This is a genomic window from Photobacterium sp. WH77 (assembly GCF_022014395.1).
Lineage (GTDB): Bacteria > Pseudomonadota > Gammaproteobacteria > Enterobacterales > Vibrionaceae > Photobacterium > Photobacterium arenosum.
In genome coordinates this window covers 42,746-59,934 of sequence record NZ_JAKLTE010000020.1, presented here as the reverse complement: position 1 = coordinate 59,934, position 17,189 = coordinate 42,746, and the positions used below count along the sequence as shown (strand labels likewise).

The 17,189-nt window shown below is 50.4% G+C and carries 15 protein-coding genes; 4 read left to right on the top strand and 11 right to left on the bottom strand.

Annotated elements, in window-relative coordinates:
* Positions 1–116: 116 nt before the first annotated feature.
* From fabV to L6J37_RS17305, 4 genes are all read right to left on the bottom strand, one after another.
* Positions 117–1,319 carry an enoyl-ACP reductase FabV gene (gene fabV / locus L6J37_RS17320; protein ID WP_192015339.1) on the bottom strand — a complete coding sequence of 401 codons (1,203 nt, stop codon included), beginning with the start codon at positions 1,317–1,319 and terminating at the stop codon, positions 117–119.
* A gap of 289 nt (positions 1,320–1,608) precedes the next feature.
* Positions 1,609–3,882, bottom strand: coding sequence for an acyl-CoA dehydrogenase (locus tag L6J37_RS17315; protein ID WP_237796047.1), 2,274 nt, complete (start codon positions 3,880–3,882; stop codon positions 1,609–1,611).
* Between the two features lie 69 nt (positions 3,883–3,951).
* Entirely contained in the window at positions 3,952–4,623 is a 672-nt protein-coding gene (locus L6J37_RS17310; RefSeq protein ID WP_192015337.1) for a TetR/AcrR family transcriptional regulator, read from the bottom strand.
* 579 nt (positions 4,624–5,202) lie between these two features.
* Positions 5,203–6,039, bottom strand: coding sequence for an NAD-dependent epimerase/dehydratase family protein (locus L6J37_RS17305; RefSeq protein ID WP_237796046.1), 837 nt, complete (start codon positions 6,037–6,039; stop codon positions 5,203–5,205).
* A gap of 310 nt (positions 6,040–6,349) precedes the next feature.
* On the opposite strand from L6J37_RS17305, the gene L6J37_RS17300 reads away from it, so the two are divergent.
* Together L6J37_RS17300 and pyk are read left to right on the top strand one after the other, a co-directional pair.
* A complete protein-coding gene (locus L6J37_RS17300; RefSeq protein WP_046219713.1) occupies positions 6,350–7,204 on the top strand; it encodes a MurR/RpiR family transcriptional regulator in 855 nt (284 codons plus the stop codon).
* Positions 7,205–7,488: 284 nt separating this feature from the next.
* A complete protein-coding gene (gene pyk / locus L6J37_RS17295) occupies positions 7,489–8,934 on the top strand; it encodes a pyruvate kinase (protein WP_192015336.1) in 1,446 nt (481 codons plus the stop codon).
* A gap of 113 nt (positions 8,935–9,047) precedes the next feature.
* Here the strand turns inward: pyk and rimJ are convergent, their stop codons facing one another.
* Complete coding sequence (rimJ, locus tag L6J37_RS17290) at positions 9,048–9,632, bottom strand: ribosomal protein S5-alanine N-acetyltransferase (protein ID WP_225445108.1); 585 nt, start codon at positions 9,630–9,632, stop codon at positions 9,048–9,050.
* 109 nt (positions 9,633–9,741) lie between these two features.
* On the opposite strand from rimJ, the gene L6J37_RS17285 reads away from it, so the two are divergent.
* Positions 9,742–10,227 (top strand): methylated-DNA--[protein]-cysteine S-methyltransferase, encoded by a 486-nt coding sequence (locus L6J37_RS17285; RefSeq protein ID WP_192015335.1) that lies wholly within the window; start codon positions 9,742–9,744, stop codon positions 10,225–10,227.
* Between the two features lie 42 nt (positions 10,228–10,269).
* On the opposite strand, the gene tyrR is transcribed toward L6J37_RS17285, so the two are convergent.
* The 6 genes from tyrR to pspA all read right to left on the bottom strand — a co-directional run bounded on the left by tyrR (position 10,270) and on the right by pspA (position 15,835).
* Positions 10,270–11,805 carry a transcriptional regulator TyrR gene (tyrR, locus tag L6J37_RS17280; RefSeq protein WP_192015334.1) on the bottom strand — a complete coding sequence of 512 codons (1,536 nt, stop codon included), beginning with the start codon at positions 11,803–11,805 and terminating at the stop codon, positions 10,270–10,272.
* Positions 11,806–12,019: 214 nt separating this feature from the next.
* Positions 12,020–13,057: a YcjF family protein gene (locus L6J37_RS17275; RefSeq protein ID WP_192015333.1), complete on the bottom strand. Its 1,038-nt coding sequence runs from the start codon at positions 13,055–13,057 to the stop codon at positions 12,020–12,022.
* Positions 13,054–14,451, bottom strand: coding sequence for a YcjX family protein (locus tag L6J37_RS17270; RefSeq protein WP_192015332.1), 1,398 nt, complete (start codon positions 14,449–14,451; stop codon positions 13,054–13,056). The genes L6J37_RS17275 and L6J37_RS17270 overlap by 4 nt, the downstream gene beginning before the upstream one ends.
* An 83-nt stretch (positions 14,452–14,534) precedes the next feature.
* Positions 14,535–14,921: an envelope stress response membrane protein PspC gene (pspC, locus tag L6J37_RS17265; protein WP_237796045.1), complete on the bottom strand. Its 387-nt coding sequence runs from the start codon at positions 14,919–14,921 to the stop codon at positions 14,535–14,537.
* Positions 14,918–15,148: an envelope stress response membrane protein PspB gene (pspB, locus tag L6J37_RS17260; RefSeq protein WP_027253354.1), complete on the bottom strand. Its 231-nt coding sequence runs from the start codon at positions 15,146–15,148 to the stop codon at positions 14,918–14,920. Before pspB ends, pspC begins: the two co-directional genes overlap by 4 nt.
* 21 nt (positions 15,149–15,169) lie before the next feature.
* Complete coding sequence (pspA, locus tag L6J37_RS17255; RefSeq protein WP_192015330.1) at positions 15,170–15,835, bottom strand: phage shock protein PspA; 666 nt, start codon at positions 15,833–15,835, stop codon at positions 15,170–15,172.
* A gap of 286 nt (positions 15,836–16,121) precedes the next feature.
* Between pspA and pspF the strand changes: the two genes are divergently transcribed.
* Positions 16,122–17,144 (top strand): phage shock protein operon transcriptional activator, encoded by a 1,023-nt coding sequence (gene pspF, locus L6J37_RS17250; protein WP_218383122.1) that lies wholly within the window; start codon positions 16,122–16,124, stop codon positions 17,142–17,144.
* Positions 17,145–17,189 lie beyond the last annotated feature (45 nt).

Below are 17,189 nucleotides of genomic sequence, written 5' to 3'. Positions count from 1 at the left end.
CTTTAATTCATGCGCCGTTTATACGCTGTTTTCGCTGCGCGGAAATCTCAGCCATAAAAAAACCGCCAACATCGGCGGTTTTTTATCACAGCTTTTTTGTAATCACCATAAAGTGATCAGACATCCTGAACGTCGAACTCGACCACAGGATTGACTTCTGCATCATAGTCTACGCCATTCAGACCAAAGCCAAACAATTTCATGAACTCGTCTTTGTACATCTGATAATCTGTCACCTCGAACAAATTCTCATTTGTCACCTGTGGCCACAGCGTTGTGCAGTGCTCCTGGATATCTTCACGCAATTCCCAGTCATCCAAACGCAGGCGGTTGTCGCTGTCCAGCTCAGTGGCTGAACCATCGGCTTTATACAGGCGTTGTGAGAACATACGGAAGATTTGCTCCATACAGCCCTCGTGAACACCTTCTTCGCGCATTTTCTTGAAGACCATTGCAATATACAGTGGCATTACAGGAATCGCCGCACTGGCCTGAGTCACAACACTCTTAAGCACAGCAACGTTTGCCGTACCTTTAATAGCAGCCAGTTTACTGCTCAGCTCACTGGCAGCACGGTCCAGATCCATCTTGGCTTTACCCAGTGCACCATGCCAGTAGATTGGCCAGGTGATTTCAGTACCAATGTAGCTGTATGCAACCGTCTTACAACCTTCAGCCAGCACGCCGGCATCAGCCAGAGCATTGATCCACAGTTCCCAGTCCTGGCCGCCCATGACTTTCACTGTATCTTCAATTTCCTGCTCGCTGGCAGGCTCAATGCTCGCTTCAATCAGGACATCTTTGTTGGTATCAACTGCTGTCGCTGTGTAGGTCTCGCCCATTGGTTTAAGGCTGGAGCGAATCAGCTCGCCTGAATCCGGCATTTTACGCACTGGGGAAGCCAGTGAGTAGACCACCATGTCTATCTGACCCAGATCTTCTTTGATCAGCTCAATCACTTTCTGCTTCATTTCATGCGAGAAAGCATCACCGTTAAGGCTCTTGGAGTACAGACCTTCTGCTTTGGCGAATTTGTCAAACGCTGCAGAGTTATACCAGCCCGCTGAACCCGGCTTTTTCTCTGTACCTTGCTTTTCCAGGAACACGCCGATAGTCGCAGCGCCGGAGCCAAATGCTGCCGCGATACGAGAAGCCAGACCGTAGCCAGTGGAAGAGCCAACCACCAATACACGCTTAGGGCCATTTTCCAGCTTAGGCTGAGACTGGGTGTATTCGATTTGCTCTTTGACGTTTGCTTCACAACCCACTGGGTGAGTCGTTGTACAAATGAATCCACGAATTTTTGGTTTGATGATCATTTCGTTTTCTTCCTTTGTTCTGTTGCCCGTAGGATAAAAGGTTAGTCACTAATTCGCATCAGTTTTATGTTCGAAACCGCTAAAATCGACCAGTGGTTGGAGGTGTTAAGGCAGATTTTTTGATATTGAGCCATGAGTTGCTGAAGAAAACAGCACCCACAGACAATAAGGATACGTCTTAAAAGCCCAGGCCTCTTCAGGATAGCTGAGCCAGTGAAAAAAATGCCGCGCAAATGCGCGGCATATTTAACCACCAGGTTTATTCTTCATTAAGCAATATCATTGCTTATCAGGCGGCTTTCCCTGGCTGTAAGGCGCCCTTTTTAAACGCTTCGGGTGCGAAGCTGTCCACTTGTATCGCACGCGATCTCAACTGGTCAGCATTATGCACTTTCTCAACCTCAGCTTCTGTGATTACCCCCGCATCCAGGGCAATCTTCAGTTTTTCAGCTAATGGTGCCTTACGAGGCACAGTGCCGGCTTTCACCGCTTTCGCCAGTTTACGCTCAATATCGCGCACACCGTACATGGCAACGAAAGCACGCTCCATGATAGCCACAGGATCATTGTCTTTCTCACCGATATAGCAGTTGGTGGTCAGTCGGTCACGCGCGACCCCTGGAGTCATCAGCAATTTGGAAATCGCCAGTTTCAGCTCATCCTTTGGCGCTTCATAGTGAATTCCCAGCGGGAAGGTCAGTGTACGCAGTACCCGGCCAACCCCTTTGCGCGGGAAGTTATTGAAGACTTCATCAAACGCAACACCGCACTTGTTCAGACAGTGCTGTAACGCGTAATGAACCAAAGGCAGATCTTCTTGCTGACGCCCTTCCATTTCATAACGCTTCAGCACGGCCGATGCCAGATACAGGTGGCTTAACACATCACCCAGACGGGCAGACACCATTTCACGGCGTTTCAGTTCTCCGCCCAGTGACAACATAGAGAAATCTGCCGCTACAGCCAGAGCACGGCTCATGCGGGACAAGTGACGATAGTAATATGCCGTTTCACCCGATACCGGTGTCCGGTTGAGTTTGGAGCCGGTGAAGGCATTGAGCAAGGCTTTGCTGACATTCCCCACCGCAAAACCAATGTGTTTGAACAGCAGTTGATCGAAGTCTTTCGCTGCCTGGTCTGCATCCGGATTCGCAGCGGCTTCCATTTCTTTCAGTACATAAGGGTGGCAACGGGTCGCCCCCTGACCAAAGATCATCAGGTTACGGGTCAGAATGTTTGCCCCTTCAACGGTGATCGCCACAGGCATACCAATATACTGATTTGCCAGATAATTCATCGGCCCGGACTGAATTCCCCGCCCGGCGTGAATATCCATGGCATCGTTCAGGATAGTACGGGCAATTTCCGTCATGTGGTACTTGGCAATTGCCGTCACTATGCCCGGTTTTTCTTTCATATCCAGAGAAGTGGTCGTCAGCGTACGGGCCGCTTCCAGCATATAAGTCATGCCGCCAATACGTCCCAGAGCTTCGGCAACACCTTCAAAGTGACCAATCGACATACCAAACTGCTTACGCACATAAGAATAGGCCCCGGTGCTGCGAGATGTCAGGTGGCCAATGGCCGTCCCCAACGCCGGCAGTGAGATACCACGGCCAGCTGACAGACATTCCACCAGCATACGCCAGCCACGCCCAGCATAGTCTTGACCGCCGATCACCCACTCCATAGGAATAAACACATCCTGACCACGGGTTGGACCATTCATGAAGGCACCACCCAGCGGGTCATGACGCTCACCAATTTCCACACCATCATGGCTGGTTGGAATCAGGGCACAGGTAATGCCGATATCTTTCTGATCACCAATCAGACCTTGCGGATCACGCAGTTTAAAGGCCAGTCCCAGCACAGTGGCAACAGGTGCCAGGGTAATATATCGCTTGTTCCAGCTTACGCGGATACCCAGTACTTCCTTACCTTCATGCTCGCCATAACAAACTTCACCCATATCCGGGATACCGCCGGCATCAGAGCCCGCCTCCGGACCGGTCAGTGCAAAACACGGGATATCTGTACCGTCAGCCAGGCGCGGTAACCAGTAATTCTTCTGCTCTTCTGTACCATAGTGACTCAGTAGCTCACCCGGGCCCAAAGAGTTAGGTACCATGACAGACACGGCGGCGCTTTGGCTTCGGGTTGCAATACGCGTCACAATGGTCGAGTTGGCATGCGCAGAGAACTCGCGACCGCCATACTCTTTGCCAATGATCAATGAGAAGAATTTTTCTTTTCGCAGGTAATCCCACACCTCAGAAGGCAAATCACGATCTTCACGAACAATCTGGTTGTCATCCAGCATTTTCAGCAGAGTTTCAAGCTCATTGTCAATAAAAGACTGTTCGTCGTCACTCAGCTTAGGCTTGGGATAATTCAGCAGGGTATTCCAGTCCGGCTTACCGGCGAAAAGCTGACCGTCCCACCAGACACTGCCTGCTTCCATGGCTTCCCGTTCGGTATCAGACAGTGGCGGTAACACTTTCTTAAATACCTTGAAAGCAGGATCACTGATGTAGCGTTGTCTCAGACTTTTATTACTCATGGGTCACGTCCTTTTGTCTTTCTGCCACGTCTTGGCGAGAGTTAACTGTTATATTTTTTTTTGCAGGGTTCAGTAAGAGTTCTCTGTCGCAGCTGATACTGGTGCAGGCATCTCTATCGGCGCGGCAACACCCGCAGCAAGATACGGCACCATGCGATCAATCAGATCGGCGGTCGACACAGTACATTTGAAATCATTTTCAGCAATTTCACGCAGTGCGGTACTGGATGCCATCGTAAAAACGGACGCCCCTAAGGTAAAATGCAAGCGCCAGAACAGGGTTTCCGGATCTAATGACGGATTGGCGCGGCAAACCGCTTTCGTGAACAGGTTTAGCACCGGGTTATAACGCGTTACGATAAACCAGCGTAAGTGGCCCTGAACATCGGTATAACCGCGACCAATCAGGGACATGAAAATAGTGGCACCGCCAGAACGGAAATTGCCGAGCTTCAGCAAAGGTTGCTTGGTACAGCGGAAGACATCTTCCATGCTGAAATCATCTCGGGTCAGCAGCACTTCCAGCTCCTGCTTAAGCGCTGGCATGAATTCTTCCAGGTAGCGGCTCAGCACTGCCCGGATAAGCGTTTTCTTATCACCGTAGTGATAGTTAACAGAGGCCAGGTTGACTCCCGCTTTGCTGGTTATTGTTCGCAGCGACGTTTCTTTGAAGCCATGCTCTGCAAACAAGAGTTCAGCGGCGTCCAGAATGCGGCTTTTTGTATCAGCTTTGACTACCATGTTAAGTCACCCGTATTAAACACATGTTTAAACTCTACACCTTGCTAACAGATTTAACAAGCGATGAACAGTATTGAAACGGAGAAGAAAAGAAAAAAATTTAAATAATGCGAAGTACGGTGGGAACCAAGGCTGAATACCGGAGTCATACATAGTGCCACTGCTTTTTCTTAGAAGATTTTCTTCAAAGCCCGTTTTCGTCTGGAAACGGGTTTCTTTCATTTTCACCAGATGACAGACAACCTTGGCCTGAACGTTTCAGCAAGTGCGCGGTTGTTTAAAAAACGGTTTATTTTGTCTTATAGATATCAATTGGTTAGAAAATATTTCAAAAAAAGCGGTGTGAAATCGGAACTAAGCGATGAGCGCTCGGTCATAACTAGTGACATTAAGATTAACGAAGTGATTGATAACCGGCCGCCAATGAATGGTTCACTGAACAGCTTTAATCGACAATGCCACTGCTGCTAAACTCCTAATTGTGTTAAGGATAAATTCCTCCCGCTGACTTTTCAGCGGGATTTTTTTTATCTGGCACTCGCAACACCGAGCCTACATGGTGAAGCGCTTGACCCCTCCTCAGAGCTCAGGAGCCAGAGTCATTATATCCTCATAACGCCAGTTCAAACCCAGAGCCTCAACGGTTGCGGATGCATTTATCCACTTCCCCTGCTCGCCACCAGGCTGAAACTCAGGCAGGGCTAATCCTGCCAAACGGGCCATTTGCCGATAATATTTTTCCCTGCTGGGGTGCTGTGGCGCAGACAAATGCACAGTCGTCATTGTCGGCCAGCATTCTAAGATTGCTATAACGGCAGATATCACATCATCCAGATGCACCAGGTTGACTGGCGCCCCGCCATTGGCAATGCCTTGTCGTCCGGCCAGAAACTTCACCGGATGCCGTTGAGGGCCAATCAGGCCGGCTAAACGCAGCACCACCAGATCATCACCCCATGACTGACGGAGTTGCTGTTCCAGATCAGCATGTACCCTGCCAGATTCTGTCGAAGGAGCAGGCTCGGTTGATTCAGTAACTTCTCCTTCGGCATCCCCGTAAACCGAGGTAGTGCTGATAAAAATCAACCTATGACAACCGACCGTTTTCGCTGCCTCAGATAACGACAGGATTTTTGTGCTGTATTCATCTGCTGACGTTGTCTGTCTCCCGGGCGGCACATTCAGCACCATAACATCTGCCGCTAAAAATGCGTTCAGCGTCGGCGAGTGCGCCTCGAGCAGTAGCGGCAAACGAACCACAACACCTTTGATACCCTGGCGCTCCAATACTTCAGCGCCCTCTTGAGTCTGCTTTGAACCGAATGTTTCATAACCGGAATGATGCAGGCGCTTGGCCAAAGGCAAGCCTAACCAACCGCAGCCACAGACACTGACACGCTTTGCTTTTTCCATCATTACTTCCTTTGAAATTTATTCGTTGTCTTTTTGTTGTACATTTAATTCAAACTGTAAATTAATTCCGGGCATTGAAAATAAATAACACAAAGCAGCTTAATACTCGGCATTTCATTGGTTTTTCCCCGTTAAAATCATTTCAAAACTGAAAGGGAAAGTAGATCGTGATCAAACTATAATAAAAAGGAAAAGTGATTTTCAGAGATTTGCTAGGAGGCCAGAAAAGAAAAGTAGTATAGTTTCATCATATTTGGCAGCGTCCCAACGAACTCGCCTATTTTGAAATTCAGCAACGAATCGCGGTTATCGTATGAATACCCTTGAAAAAATCCAAAACAATTTAGAAAACTTTAGTAAGTCAGAGCGTAAGGTTGCTGAAGTTATCATCGCTTCCCCGCAAACCGCCATTCACTCAAGCATTGCGACGCTGGCCAAAATGGCCGATGTCAGCGAGCCAACGGTCAACCGTTTCTGCCGTCGCCTTGATACCAAAGGTTTCCCGGATTTTAAACTCCATCTTGCTCAAAGCCTGGCGAACGGTACTCCCTATGTAAACCGTAACGTTGAAGAAGACGACAGCGCAGAAGCTTACACAGCCAAAATCTTCGAGTCCACCATGGCTTGTCTGGATGTTGCTAAGAGCAGTCTCGATCCGATGCAAGTTAACAGAGCAGTAGACTTGCTGACTCAGGCAAAACGCATTTCATTCTTTGGCTTGGGCGCATCAGCCTCGGTGGCCCATGATGCCATGAATAAGTTCTTCCGCTTCAACATCCCTATTGTCTGTTTTGATGACGTTGTGATGCAGCGTATGAGTGTGATTAACTGCACTGACAATGATGTTGTGGTACTGATCTCTCACACTGGCCGTACCAAGAATCTGGTAGAAATTGCTGAGATGGCACGTGAAAACGGTGCGACTGTTATTGGTATTACCGCCAAAGACTCGCCGCTGGATCGCGAATGCTCACTGTCTATCTGCCTCGATGTTCCAGAAGATACTGACATCTACATGCCTATGGCCAGCCGTGTGGTACAGATGACGGTCATTGATGTGCTCGCAACCGGCTTTACCTTGCGCCGTGGCCCGGGTTTCAGAGAGAACCTGAAACGCGTAAAAGAGACCATCAAAGATTCACGCATTGCAAAAGAAGGGTTATTTTAAACTCAACGACCTGTTTATGATTCTCAGGGTGGAAAAACATCAAAGCATGGTGATATAGCCATGCTTTTTTATACCCTCAGTATTCCCTCTGCGTTTAAAACGGACAATAATACCCGCTTAGCTGAGAATGAAAACGACCAACACGGACGACAAAGTCGTCAATTCATTGTCCTATGTCGCCTTTTTACTACAAGCACCTGTAATATAATTACAGATAATGCTAACACTATATACCCAAGTTATAACCCATCTCATCGTATCCTTTCGACTATATGGAGAGCTTCATGTCTCAAAGGTTAAGACGTACCAAAATCGTAACTACACTCGGCCCTGCTACCGATCGCGACAACAACCTCGAAGCCATTATTGCGGCCGGCGCCAACGTGGTACGCATGAACTTTTCGCACGGCAGCCCTGACGATCATATTCAACGCACTAAACAAGTCCGTGAAATCGCTGCTAAGCTTGGCCGCCACGTCGCTATACTTGGCGATCTGCAAGGCCCGAAAATCCGAATTTCTACCTTCAAAGACAGCAAAATCAAGCTGGCTATCGGTGACACGTTCACCCTCGACAGCGACTTACCTAAAGGTGAAGGTAATCAGCAAGCGGTTGGTCTGGATTATAAAGAGCTGCCAAAAGATGTCAGTCCTGGCGACTTACTGCTGCTTGATGATGGCCGTGTACAGCTTGAAGTCACGCATGTTGAAGGTAACAAAGTACACACAAAAGTGACTGTTGGTGGCCCGTTATCCAATAATAAAGGCATCAACAAGAAAGGGGGTGGCCTGTCCGCCGAAGCCCTGACTGAAAAAGATAAAGCCGATATCATCACGGCAGCGGCCATGAATGTGGATTATCTGGCGGTTTCATTCCCCCGCAACGGCGAAGACATGCACTATGCGCGCCGTCTGGCAACCGATGCTGGCCTGAATGCCCGTCTGGTGGCGAAAGTAGAGCGTGCTGAAGCGGTTGCCAGCGAAGAAGCCATGGACGATATTATCATGGCCTCAGACGCTGTGATGGTTGCCCGTGGTGACCTGGGTGTGGAAATTGGTGACCCGGAACTGATCGGTGTGCAAAAGAAACTGATCCGCCGCGCTCGCAGCCTGAACCGTACTGTCATTACTGCCACTCAGATGATGGAATCCATGATCACCAGCCCGATGCCAACCCGTGCTGAGGTGATGGACGTGGCTAACGCCGTACTCGACGGTACGGATGCGGTAATGTTATCGGCTGAAACCGCTGCAGGTGATTATCCGGTTGAGACAGTCAAAGCCATGGCCAGCGTGTGTCTGGGTGCCGAGAAAGAGCACAGTGTGAACGTGTCTTCTCACCGCATGGACCGCACCTTTGATACCCCGGAAGAAACCATTGCGATGTCAACCATGTATGCCGCCAACCACATGGTCGGTGTCACTGCCATGATCACCCTGACCGAATCCGGTCGTACACCGCTGATGATGTCGCGTATTTCATCCGGCCTGCCAATCTTTGCGTTGTCGCGCAATGAGCAGACACTCAATCGCGCCGCACTGTATCGTGGTGTCACACCTGTCTTTTTCGACCGTGCCGGTGACGCAGGTCTGGATGTTGCCAAACATGCGATTCACGATCTGAAAGAGCTGAATCTGCTGAAAACAGGCGATCTGGTGATTATCACTCAAGGTGACATCATGGACACGGTCGGCAGTACCAACAACATGCGTATCCTGACTGTCGACTGATAAGTCAGAGCAACACGCTGAAACGAAAAAAGCTTGCGGTACTGAGCATACAGTAAACGCAAGCTTTTTTATTTCCGTTTTACCGGCCCACAGTTAATGCGCCCTGTAAACCGTTACTGCGAAGGTTGCGACCAGTCCGGGTTAATACGGGCCGTCAGTATATGATCTTCCCAGCGCCCATTGATTAACAAGTATTCACGGGCAACACCTTCCTGCTCGAAACCCGCCGATTTCAGTACTGCCGCACTGCGCTTATTGCGCGGTATATAAGCCGCCATCACCCGATGAAACTGCTGCACGTCAAACATCCAGCGTATAGCAGCATTCAACGCCCGCCGCATAATACCCTTACCCTGACATTTTTCATCCAGTGAATAACCGACATGGCAGGCGTAAAAAGGGTGGCGCACCAGGTTACTGAAATTAATGACACCGCAGACTTCTTCTGAGCCTTCCATGAAGATAACAAAATAATACGCCAGCTGGTGTTTATGGAGCTCAGCCAACTGTGTCAGACGGCGTTCCCAGCCTTCCACAGTAAAGAAAGCCGGATCCCGAAGCGGTTCCCAGGGCTGGAGAAACTGTTTGTTACGCTGATAATATGACGCTATCTGACGCGCATCTTTATTTGTCACCAGACGCACTGTCAGTTCATCAACTTTTAAGGTTGATGAACGCTGCATGATTGAATGAAACAAGCTGACCTCTGCATACTATACTTTCACTTTAACGCTACCGGCATTTGAGGCGTTCCCCTGTGCCTGGCTGAAGGTAGCCGTTAAGACTCTCTGACCGGTGAAGGCAATTATGTACTATGACCTGATCAACACTGAGCTTGGTCTGATTTATCTGCAGGCCGACGACCAGGGGCTGAAACTGATCACCATTGCCAGTGACGGCTATCAGCCTCCCCCCTGCTGGGTTCATCACCCTAAAAAATTACAAGAGTACACCCTTCAGCTCAAGCAATACCTGGAAGGCCAGCGTCAGCAATTTTCATTGCGTTTAGCGCCCGATGGCACAGCTTTTCAGCATCAGGTCTGGCAGGCTATCCAGGCCATTCCCTATGGCGAAACACGCACCAGTCAGGAACTGGCTGCCCAGCTCGGTAATAAACAAGCTCATCAGGCGGTGGCACTGGCTAAAAATGTGAATCCCATCCCTATACTCATACCCTGTCACCGCGTGATCTGCCAGAATCCGAGAATCAGTTGCCGTTTTGGGCTGGATTTGATCAACCTTTTACGGGCCCTTGAAAATGGCCACATCCAGTCCAAAATCAGGCCACTTTAGCTGAGTGGCCTTCCGGGTGATTGACGTAGCACAGCAAGCAGGTTACGGCTTACTGATGCCATACTCGCGTAATTTATTCGCTACTGCGGTGTGAGACACCCCTAATCGTTTTGCCAATTTACGCGTAGAAGGGTAACTCCGGTACAGGTTTGTCAGGATGCCGGTTTCATAGCGCTTCATAATGTCATCCAACGAGCCATCGAGTGTCTCTTCGTTGATCACGCTGGCCGATTCATTCTCTGGCAGCTGAATATCATCGACCGTCATTTCGGCGCTTTCAAGCTGCGTCATGGCCCGGAACAGAACATTGCGCAGCTGGCGGATATTGCCCGGCCACGCATACTGGCTCAGCATCTGGGACAGTTTATCTGACATCACAGGTTTCGCCTGCTGCAGCTCCTGGGCAAACTGAGACACAAAAAGTTCAGCCAGGGGCACTATATCTGCCGCACGTTCCCGCAACGGCGGAACCACCAGAGATAACACATTCAGGCGGTAGTACAAATCTTCGCGGAATTGCCCCGCGGCAACCAGATCCGGCAACCGCTTCTGTGTGGAGCAAATAACCCGGACATCGACCCGCACTTCTTTCTCTTCGCCGACCCGGCGGAAAGTGCCATCCTGCAGGAAGCGTAACAGTTTCACCTGCAAATGAGAGGACATCTCGCCAATCTCATACAGGAACACCGTACCGCCGCTGGCCTGTTCGAAAATGCCTTTCTTACCGGATTCACCACCGGTACCGGCCACCCCGAACAACTCGGTTTCGGCGGCGTTATCCGGCATAGACACGCAATTGACCAGCAGGAATGGTTTTTCCCGCCGCAGTGAACGCTGGTGACAGGCTCTGGCCAGCATTTCTTTACCCGTCCCGGTTTCACCCTGAATCAGCAAAGGTGCATCGAGCAGGGCCAGTTTTTTCGCCTGTGCAATCAAATGACGGAAACGGGAAGATTGCCCGACCAGATGCTCAAAACCATTGTCACCGCTGATCTTGCGCATCGCCAGCGGCATTTTGGCCTCAGACAGGGACTTCAGCAAAATCACTGCACTGGCCAGCACTTCATTATCAGATTCATCGGCCACGTAGACCGGCATGACTTCCATCAGATAATCCAGGCCGGACAACACCACCATTTCGCTGTAATGCTTGGCGCTGTCTTTCTCCAGCCAGCGATGGAAATTGAAACCCAGCACACTGTGGACGGTTTCTCCCAGCACAGCTTCGCGGGTTTTGCCTAATAACTGCTCTGCCGGCTGATTAGCCAGATCAATTTTTCCCTGCAGATTGACAGAGAAAAAGGGATCCGGCAGTGCTTCCAGCAAGGCTTTCAATTCTTTGTGTTCACGCTCGCTCGGCATGAACTGTATTTTACGCACATCCGTGACTCCGTCTAACTGACGGATTTGAAACATTAACTGACGAAACTCTTCAAATTCGATTTCCGGACAATTGAGATAAATAATACCGCTGCGGTCGATTTCGATTCCCCGCAGATCCAGTTCCCGGCTCGCCAGAATATCCAGCAGTTCACGGGTCATCCCAAGCCGATCGACACAAAAGACTTGTAGTCTCATAGTGGTTGCCTTTTCGCTCCAGACAAAACTGTCAACAATTCGTGACACGAAAAGAAGTGTGCGCGGAAGTCGGTGTGTCGTCAAGACGGCAATGCCCGAAGGTGAGAGCTATATCGTGATGAAATGGCAGCAGAAAATACTTTTTGTTTCTAAACGCCGTTAATCGGATAAAAAACGACCAGCACGCTACGGCTGGTCGTTGTATTTCAGGGCATCAGTCTGCCGGTTTTTCTGCTTTATCCCCGCCCAGCCGGCTGAGTAAGTCACGACGAATATCACTCAATGCCGGGGCTTGTTCCGGTTGCCAGGGTAACGGACGCATCAGATTCATGGCCTTAAGGCCAAGACGGCCCGTCAACAAACCCACACCCAGTCCTTGCGCGGCTCTGGCAGACAGTCTACCGGCAAGATGCACAGACAAGATATCCATACTGCTGTCGGTGATAAGCTCACTGGCACCGGCTATGGCCATATTTTTCAATACCAGCTTGAACAACTGAATACGCGACCAGTAGCCGAGCTCGATACCATAGACTGCCGCTATCTGATCAATCAGACGAAAATTCCGCCAGGCGACCAGCAACACATCAGCAATCGCTAACGGGCTGACCGCGACCATCAGGGCGGCTTCCCGCGCATATTTAACCACCAGCTTTTTGGCTTGCTTATCCTGCTGACTGAGCACCAGCTGGTCATACATGGCCAGCACTTCCGCATCATTATGTGTTGCCGCCAAAGACGCCTGCCAACGGCTGTAACCCGGGTTCTCAGCCGAAATTGCACCTTGCTTGGCCAGGCGGATACAAAATGCTTTCCCCTGCCCGATGCCCTCGGCGGCCAGTAACATTTCAGCCTGCTCGCGTTCTGTCTGGCGATCTTTGAGGCGGCGTAGCCTGAGCCATTCACGGCCAAGCACACCGATACCCGTTGCAGCTACCGAGGCCACCAGCACACTCCAGCCCAGTGACAACCAGTCACCGCTCAGATAGGCGCTGGCAACATAATCAACGCTCTGCCACATCGTCAGTCCGATGCCGCCCAGCAGCAAGGTTTTCAGCCAGCGTCCCCGGGAAGACGATTTTCCCAGCGTTTTCTCCAATTGCGCTTCGGCCTGCGAGTCAGATTCCTCTTCGGCTGCGGCGGGCAAAAAGCTGTCCTGCCCGGCAAATTCCAGCCGACTTTTCAGATCCGGGCCTGGCGGCTCGGCGTCCTTCTCATCAAATACAATTTTGCTTTGATACGGCTTAGTCATCGCAGTTTATCTCCCAGCAAAAACGCCAATGTTTTATCCATACGAATGTGCGGCAAGGGCTCATCGCTTTGTTGTGGCAGCGGACGGAAACTGACAAAGTCAAACCCCTGCGCCTGCCAGAAAGCATCATCCGGCAGTCTGCGCGGCACTTCGCCAGGAAACACTGTCTGTGCCTGTCCTGACAAGGTATGCCCCCGCAGTGCCGGCACCTGCTTGCCCTGATGATCCACAAAGCCCGGCTCCGTGGCCTGAATGGCAGCCAGACTGGTACAGCTCATGTTAATGCCCTCAAAAGAAGCCGTTTGCCAGGCTTCATTGACCATTTGCTGTAACAGGCTGACCAGATTCGGATGTTGCTCCGGGGTAATGTGATCGGCCTTGGTCGCCGCAAACAGCACTTTATCGATACGAGGCGAAAACAAGCGGCGTAACAAGGAGCTTCTGCCATAATGAAAACTCTGCATCAGTTGATTGAGTGCATGGCGCATATCATTAAACGATTCGCGGCCGGCATTGAGCGGTTGCAGGCAATCGACCAGAATGATCTGTCGGTCGAAACGGGAAAAGTGCTCCCGGTAAAAGCCTTTCACCACGTGCTGCTGATAATACTTGTAGCGGCGTTTCAGCAAGCCGATATTGGTGTCGTCACCCGCTTCATTTAACTGGGCTTCGGTGTATTTTTCCAGCCACATAAACGGGAAAAACTGCAACACCGGTGCCCCTGCCAGTTCACCGGGTAACACAAAACGTCCTGGTTGAACCCAGTGCAACCCGGCTTCTGCTTTACACTTGAACAGATAGTCGGTGAAGGTCGCCGCCAGAAGCGCCAATGCTTGTTCGTCAGCCGGCGCGAAGGGATCCAGTGTCTCGCCTGCAGCAAGCCAGTCACTTGCCAGCTGTTGACGGCGGCCAGTCATCAACCGAGCCTGCTGTTTTGACCAGGCCAGGTAATCCATTTCCAGTAACGGCAGATCCAGCAGCCACTCACCAGGATAATCAATGATATCCAGATACAGAGTGGCGGTATCCTGCAGCAGTTTTAACGGGCCTTTCTGCGGTTTAAAGCGCAGCGCCATACGTATCTGACTGACGTCCCGGGTCGGTTCCGGCCAGTGCGGGGGCGATTGCAGCAAAGCCTGCATGCCTTCTTCGTAACCAAAAGCCGGTACATGCATATCAACCTGAGGGACACGGCGCGCGCCCAGCAGATGACCGTCACTGACGGCCGGAAACAGTGGCAGCCGCGGGTTGGTGCTGACATGCTGCAGTTGATTCACCAGCGAAGTAATAAAGGCCGTTTTACCGGCTCGGGACAATCCTGTCACCGCCAGACGCACATGCCTGTCCAGGCCACGGTTTACCAGTTTGTTGAGCTCTTGCCCCAAATGAATCATATCCTGCCCTTTTGGTTGTTATTGGCTGATACGCAACAGAAAAGCAGGCCACTGCCTGCTTTTCGTAACACTTGACCGATAAATTAAAGCTGTTTGAACGCTTTTTCTACATTGAAGGCCGATGAGGTGACATAGGCTTCCAAGTCGCGGAGCTTGCCTTCCATCTGATCAAACTCATTTTCAATATTATCCAATAGCTGCGACGGCGACTGTCCCGACTGCCAGGGTTTCTGTTTCACTGTGTGCTCTTTATAAGCATGCTGCTGAATCTGACGCTCTTCCGGCATCTTGTCGAGAAACAGACAAGCTGCGATATAAGCCAGCGTCACAAAGAACCCGATACCCAGCAGAAAGGCAGACACAGTCAGAATACGGACAACCCAGGCCTCCACCCCGAAGTATTCGGCGATCCCGGCGCAAACCCCGCCCAGCTTGCCGTTCTTCGGATCACGGTATAAGGTTTTCGTCATGGCTTCTGCCTCCAGTGTGGCGCTTCCGCATCAAGTATTTTTTCCAGTGTCACAATACGTTGCTGCATTTGCTCAGCACGGACCACCAGCCCTTGTAATTTGTCAGTATCTTCACCTGACAGCCCCTGTGCCGTCTGACGCTTACTGCGGTAGTGTAAAATCAGCCACAGTGGCGCAACAAACACCAGAAAGACAATCAACGGCCCTACAATAAATCCCATGGACATGCACACTCTCCTTTTGAGACGTTATTCTTTGTCTTTCATGCCCGCTTTCAGGCGTTCCAGCTCTTTTTCAATGTCATCCTGCGCCTGCAGGTCTGCAAATTCCTGCTCCAGGCTTTTGCCCCGGCCTATATTATAGCTGTCAGCTTCTGCTTCCATTTCATCAATGCGGCGTTCGTACTGCTCGAATTTAGACAAGGCTTCTTCCACTTTACCGGTATCAAGCTGGCGGCGGACTTCACGACGATTATCTGCAGCCTGATGACGCACCACCAGGCTTTGCTGCCGGGCGCGGGTTTCCTGCAGCTTACGCTCCAGTTCAGCCACTTCTGTTGCCAGCTTTTCGATGGTTTCTTCCACCAGCTTATATTCTTCCTGCAGCGTCAGTACCACATCGCTGATTTTCTGTTTTTCAATCAGCGCAGCGCGTGCCAGATCTTCACGGCTCTTCTGCAGTGCCAGTGTAGCTTTGTTCTGCCAGTCTTCAGACTGTGATTGCAGACTGTTAATACGACGATACAGCTCTTTTTTATCTGCCATCGCTTTGGCCGAAGAAGTACGGACTTCCACCAGCGTGTCTTCCATTTCCTGAATGATCAGGCGGATCATTTTTTGCGGATCTTCAGCTTTGTCCAACAGCGAATTCACGTTGGCGTTTACAATGTCCGCAAAACGAGAAAAAATACCCATTATGTCTCTCCTTTCATCGCTGCAACCACACATGTCGGGTTGCAAGCATTGTGATATGTCATTTCACCAGATAGCAATCTGCCTGTAACTCTTATTACAAGAGCCGTGCCAACTTTTAAAAAGCCGTAATTTCAGACATTTACCTTTGCAGATACAGATTCTCGCTGCTATCTTATGAGTGTTTACACCAAGAGTTGGTGAAATTCACCACACCAGTATTGTGCCTCCCGGCAACCTCTCGCCAGTTGGGCATATATTCATTTTCTACACAGTAACGGATAACCTGATGCAAAAAACAGACAATCTGATCGGTGAATCTGAACCCTTTCTGGCAGCCCTGGATCATGCATCCCGTCTGGCTCCGCTTGAACGCCCTTTACTGATTCTTGGTGAACGCGGGACAGGCAAAGAGCTGATTGCCCAGCGTATCCACTATTTATCAAAGCGCTGGGATCAGCCTCTGGTATCGTTAAACTGTGCCGCACTGAGTGACGGCATCATAGACTCTGAATTATTCGGCCATGAAGCCGGCTCCTTTACCGGCGCCAAAGGCCGCCATCAGGGCAGGTTCGAGCGGGCGGAAGGAGGAACGCTGTTTCTGGATGAGCTGGCCACCTCTCCGATGGGCATTCAGGAAAAACTGCTCCGTGTCATTGAATACGGGGAATACGAACGGGTGGGAGGAAGCAAAACCTGCCAGGCAAATGTCCGTTTGATTTGTGCCACCAATGCCGATCTGCCGGCGATGGCCGAAGCCGGCAAGTTCAGAGCGGATCTGTTGGACAGACTCGCCTTCGATATCATACATCTTCCGCCACTTCGTGAACGCCAGGAAGACATTCTGCCACTGGCTGAATACTATGCCGTGCGCATGTGCCGGGAAATGGGATTCAGCTACTTTGCCGGATTCAGTCAACAAGCCCAGCGCACTTTACTGGCTTACCAATGGCCCGGTAACGTCAGAGAGTTGAAAAATACCGTAGAGCGTTCCGTGTTCCGCCAGTCAAATGAGGATCTTCCAATACAGGATATTGTACTGGACCCGTTTCAGTCACCCTGGTCAGCTAATGACTCTGATCAAGAAAACGACGACTCAGAAAACAGTACTCAGTCCGTTAATGCTCTGCCTGTGTTACCGCTGGATTTACGTCAGTATCAGACCGAACAGGAAATTGCGTTAATTAACCATGCTCTGGCGCAAGCCAAGTACAACCAGCGAAAAGCCGCACAACTGTTGGGATTAAGCTACCATCAACTCAGGGGCTTACTGCGTAAACATAATATGGTGGGCAGTAATCTGGAAGAATAGAAAAAGGACCTTCGGATAAAAACACACTGGATATTGAAGGAGATA

What these genes read in the sequence shown, in the direction of transcription:
- fabV (WP_192015339.1), bottom strand. Translation starts at nt 1,319, where the DNA reads ATGATCATCAAACCAAAAATTCGTGGATTCATTTGTACAACGACTCAC.
- L6J37_RS17315 (WP_237796047.1), bottom strand. Translation starts at nt 3,882, where the DNA reads ATGAGTAATAAAAGTCTGAGACAACGCTACATCAGTGATCCTGCTTTC.
- L6J37_RS17310 (WP_192015337.1), bottom strand. Translation starts at nt 4,623, where the DNA reads ATGGTAGTCAAAGCTGATACAAAAAGCCGCATTCTGGACGCCGCTGAA.
- L6J37_RS17305 (WP_237796046.1), bottom strand. Translation starts at nt 6,039, where the DNA reads ATGATGGAAAAAGCAAAGCGTGTCAGTGTCTGTGGCTGCGGTTGGTTA.
- L6J37_RS17300 (WP_046219713.1), top strand. Translation starts at nt 6,350, where the DNA reads ATGAATACCCTTGAAAAAATCCAAAACAATTTAGAAAACTTTAGTAAG.
- pyk (WP_192015336.1), top strand. Translation starts at nt 7,489, where the DNA reads ATGTCTCAAAGGTTAAGACGTACCAAAATCGTAACTACACTCGGCCCT.
- L6J37_RS17285 (WP_192015335.1), top strand. Translation starts at nt 9,742, where the DNA reads ATGTACTATGACCTGATCAACACTGAGCTTGGTCTGATTTATCTGCAG.
- tyrR (WP_192015334.1), bottom strand. Translation starts at nt 11,805, where the DNA reads ATGAGACTACAAGTCTTTTGTGTCGATCGGCTTGGGATGACCCGTGAA.
- L6J37_RS17275 (WP_192015333.1), bottom strand. Translation starts at nt 13,057, where the DNA reads ATGACTAAGCCGTATCAAAGCAAAATTGTATTTGATGAGAAGGACGCC.
- L6J37_RS17270 (WP_192015332.1), bottom strand. Translation starts at nt 14,451, where the DNA reads ATGATTCATTTGGGGCAAGAGCTCAACAAACTGGTAAACCGTGGCCTG.
- pspC (WP_237796045.1), bottom strand. Translation starts at nt 14,921, where the DNA reads ATGACGAAAACCTTATACCGTGATCCGAAGAACGGCAAGCTGGGCGGG.
- pspB (WP_027253354.1), bottom strand. Translation starts at nt 15,148, where the DNA reads ATGTCCATGGGATTTATTGTAGGGCCGTTGATTGTCTTTCTGGTGTTT.
- pspA (WP_192015330.1), bottom strand. Translation starts at nt 15,835, where the DNA reads ATGGGTATTTTTTCTCGTTTTGCGGACATTGTAAACGCCAACGTGAAT.
- pspF (WP_218383122.1), top strand. Translation starts at nt 16,122, where the DNA reads ATGCAAAAAACAGACAATCTGATCGGTGAATCTGAACCCTTTCTGGCA.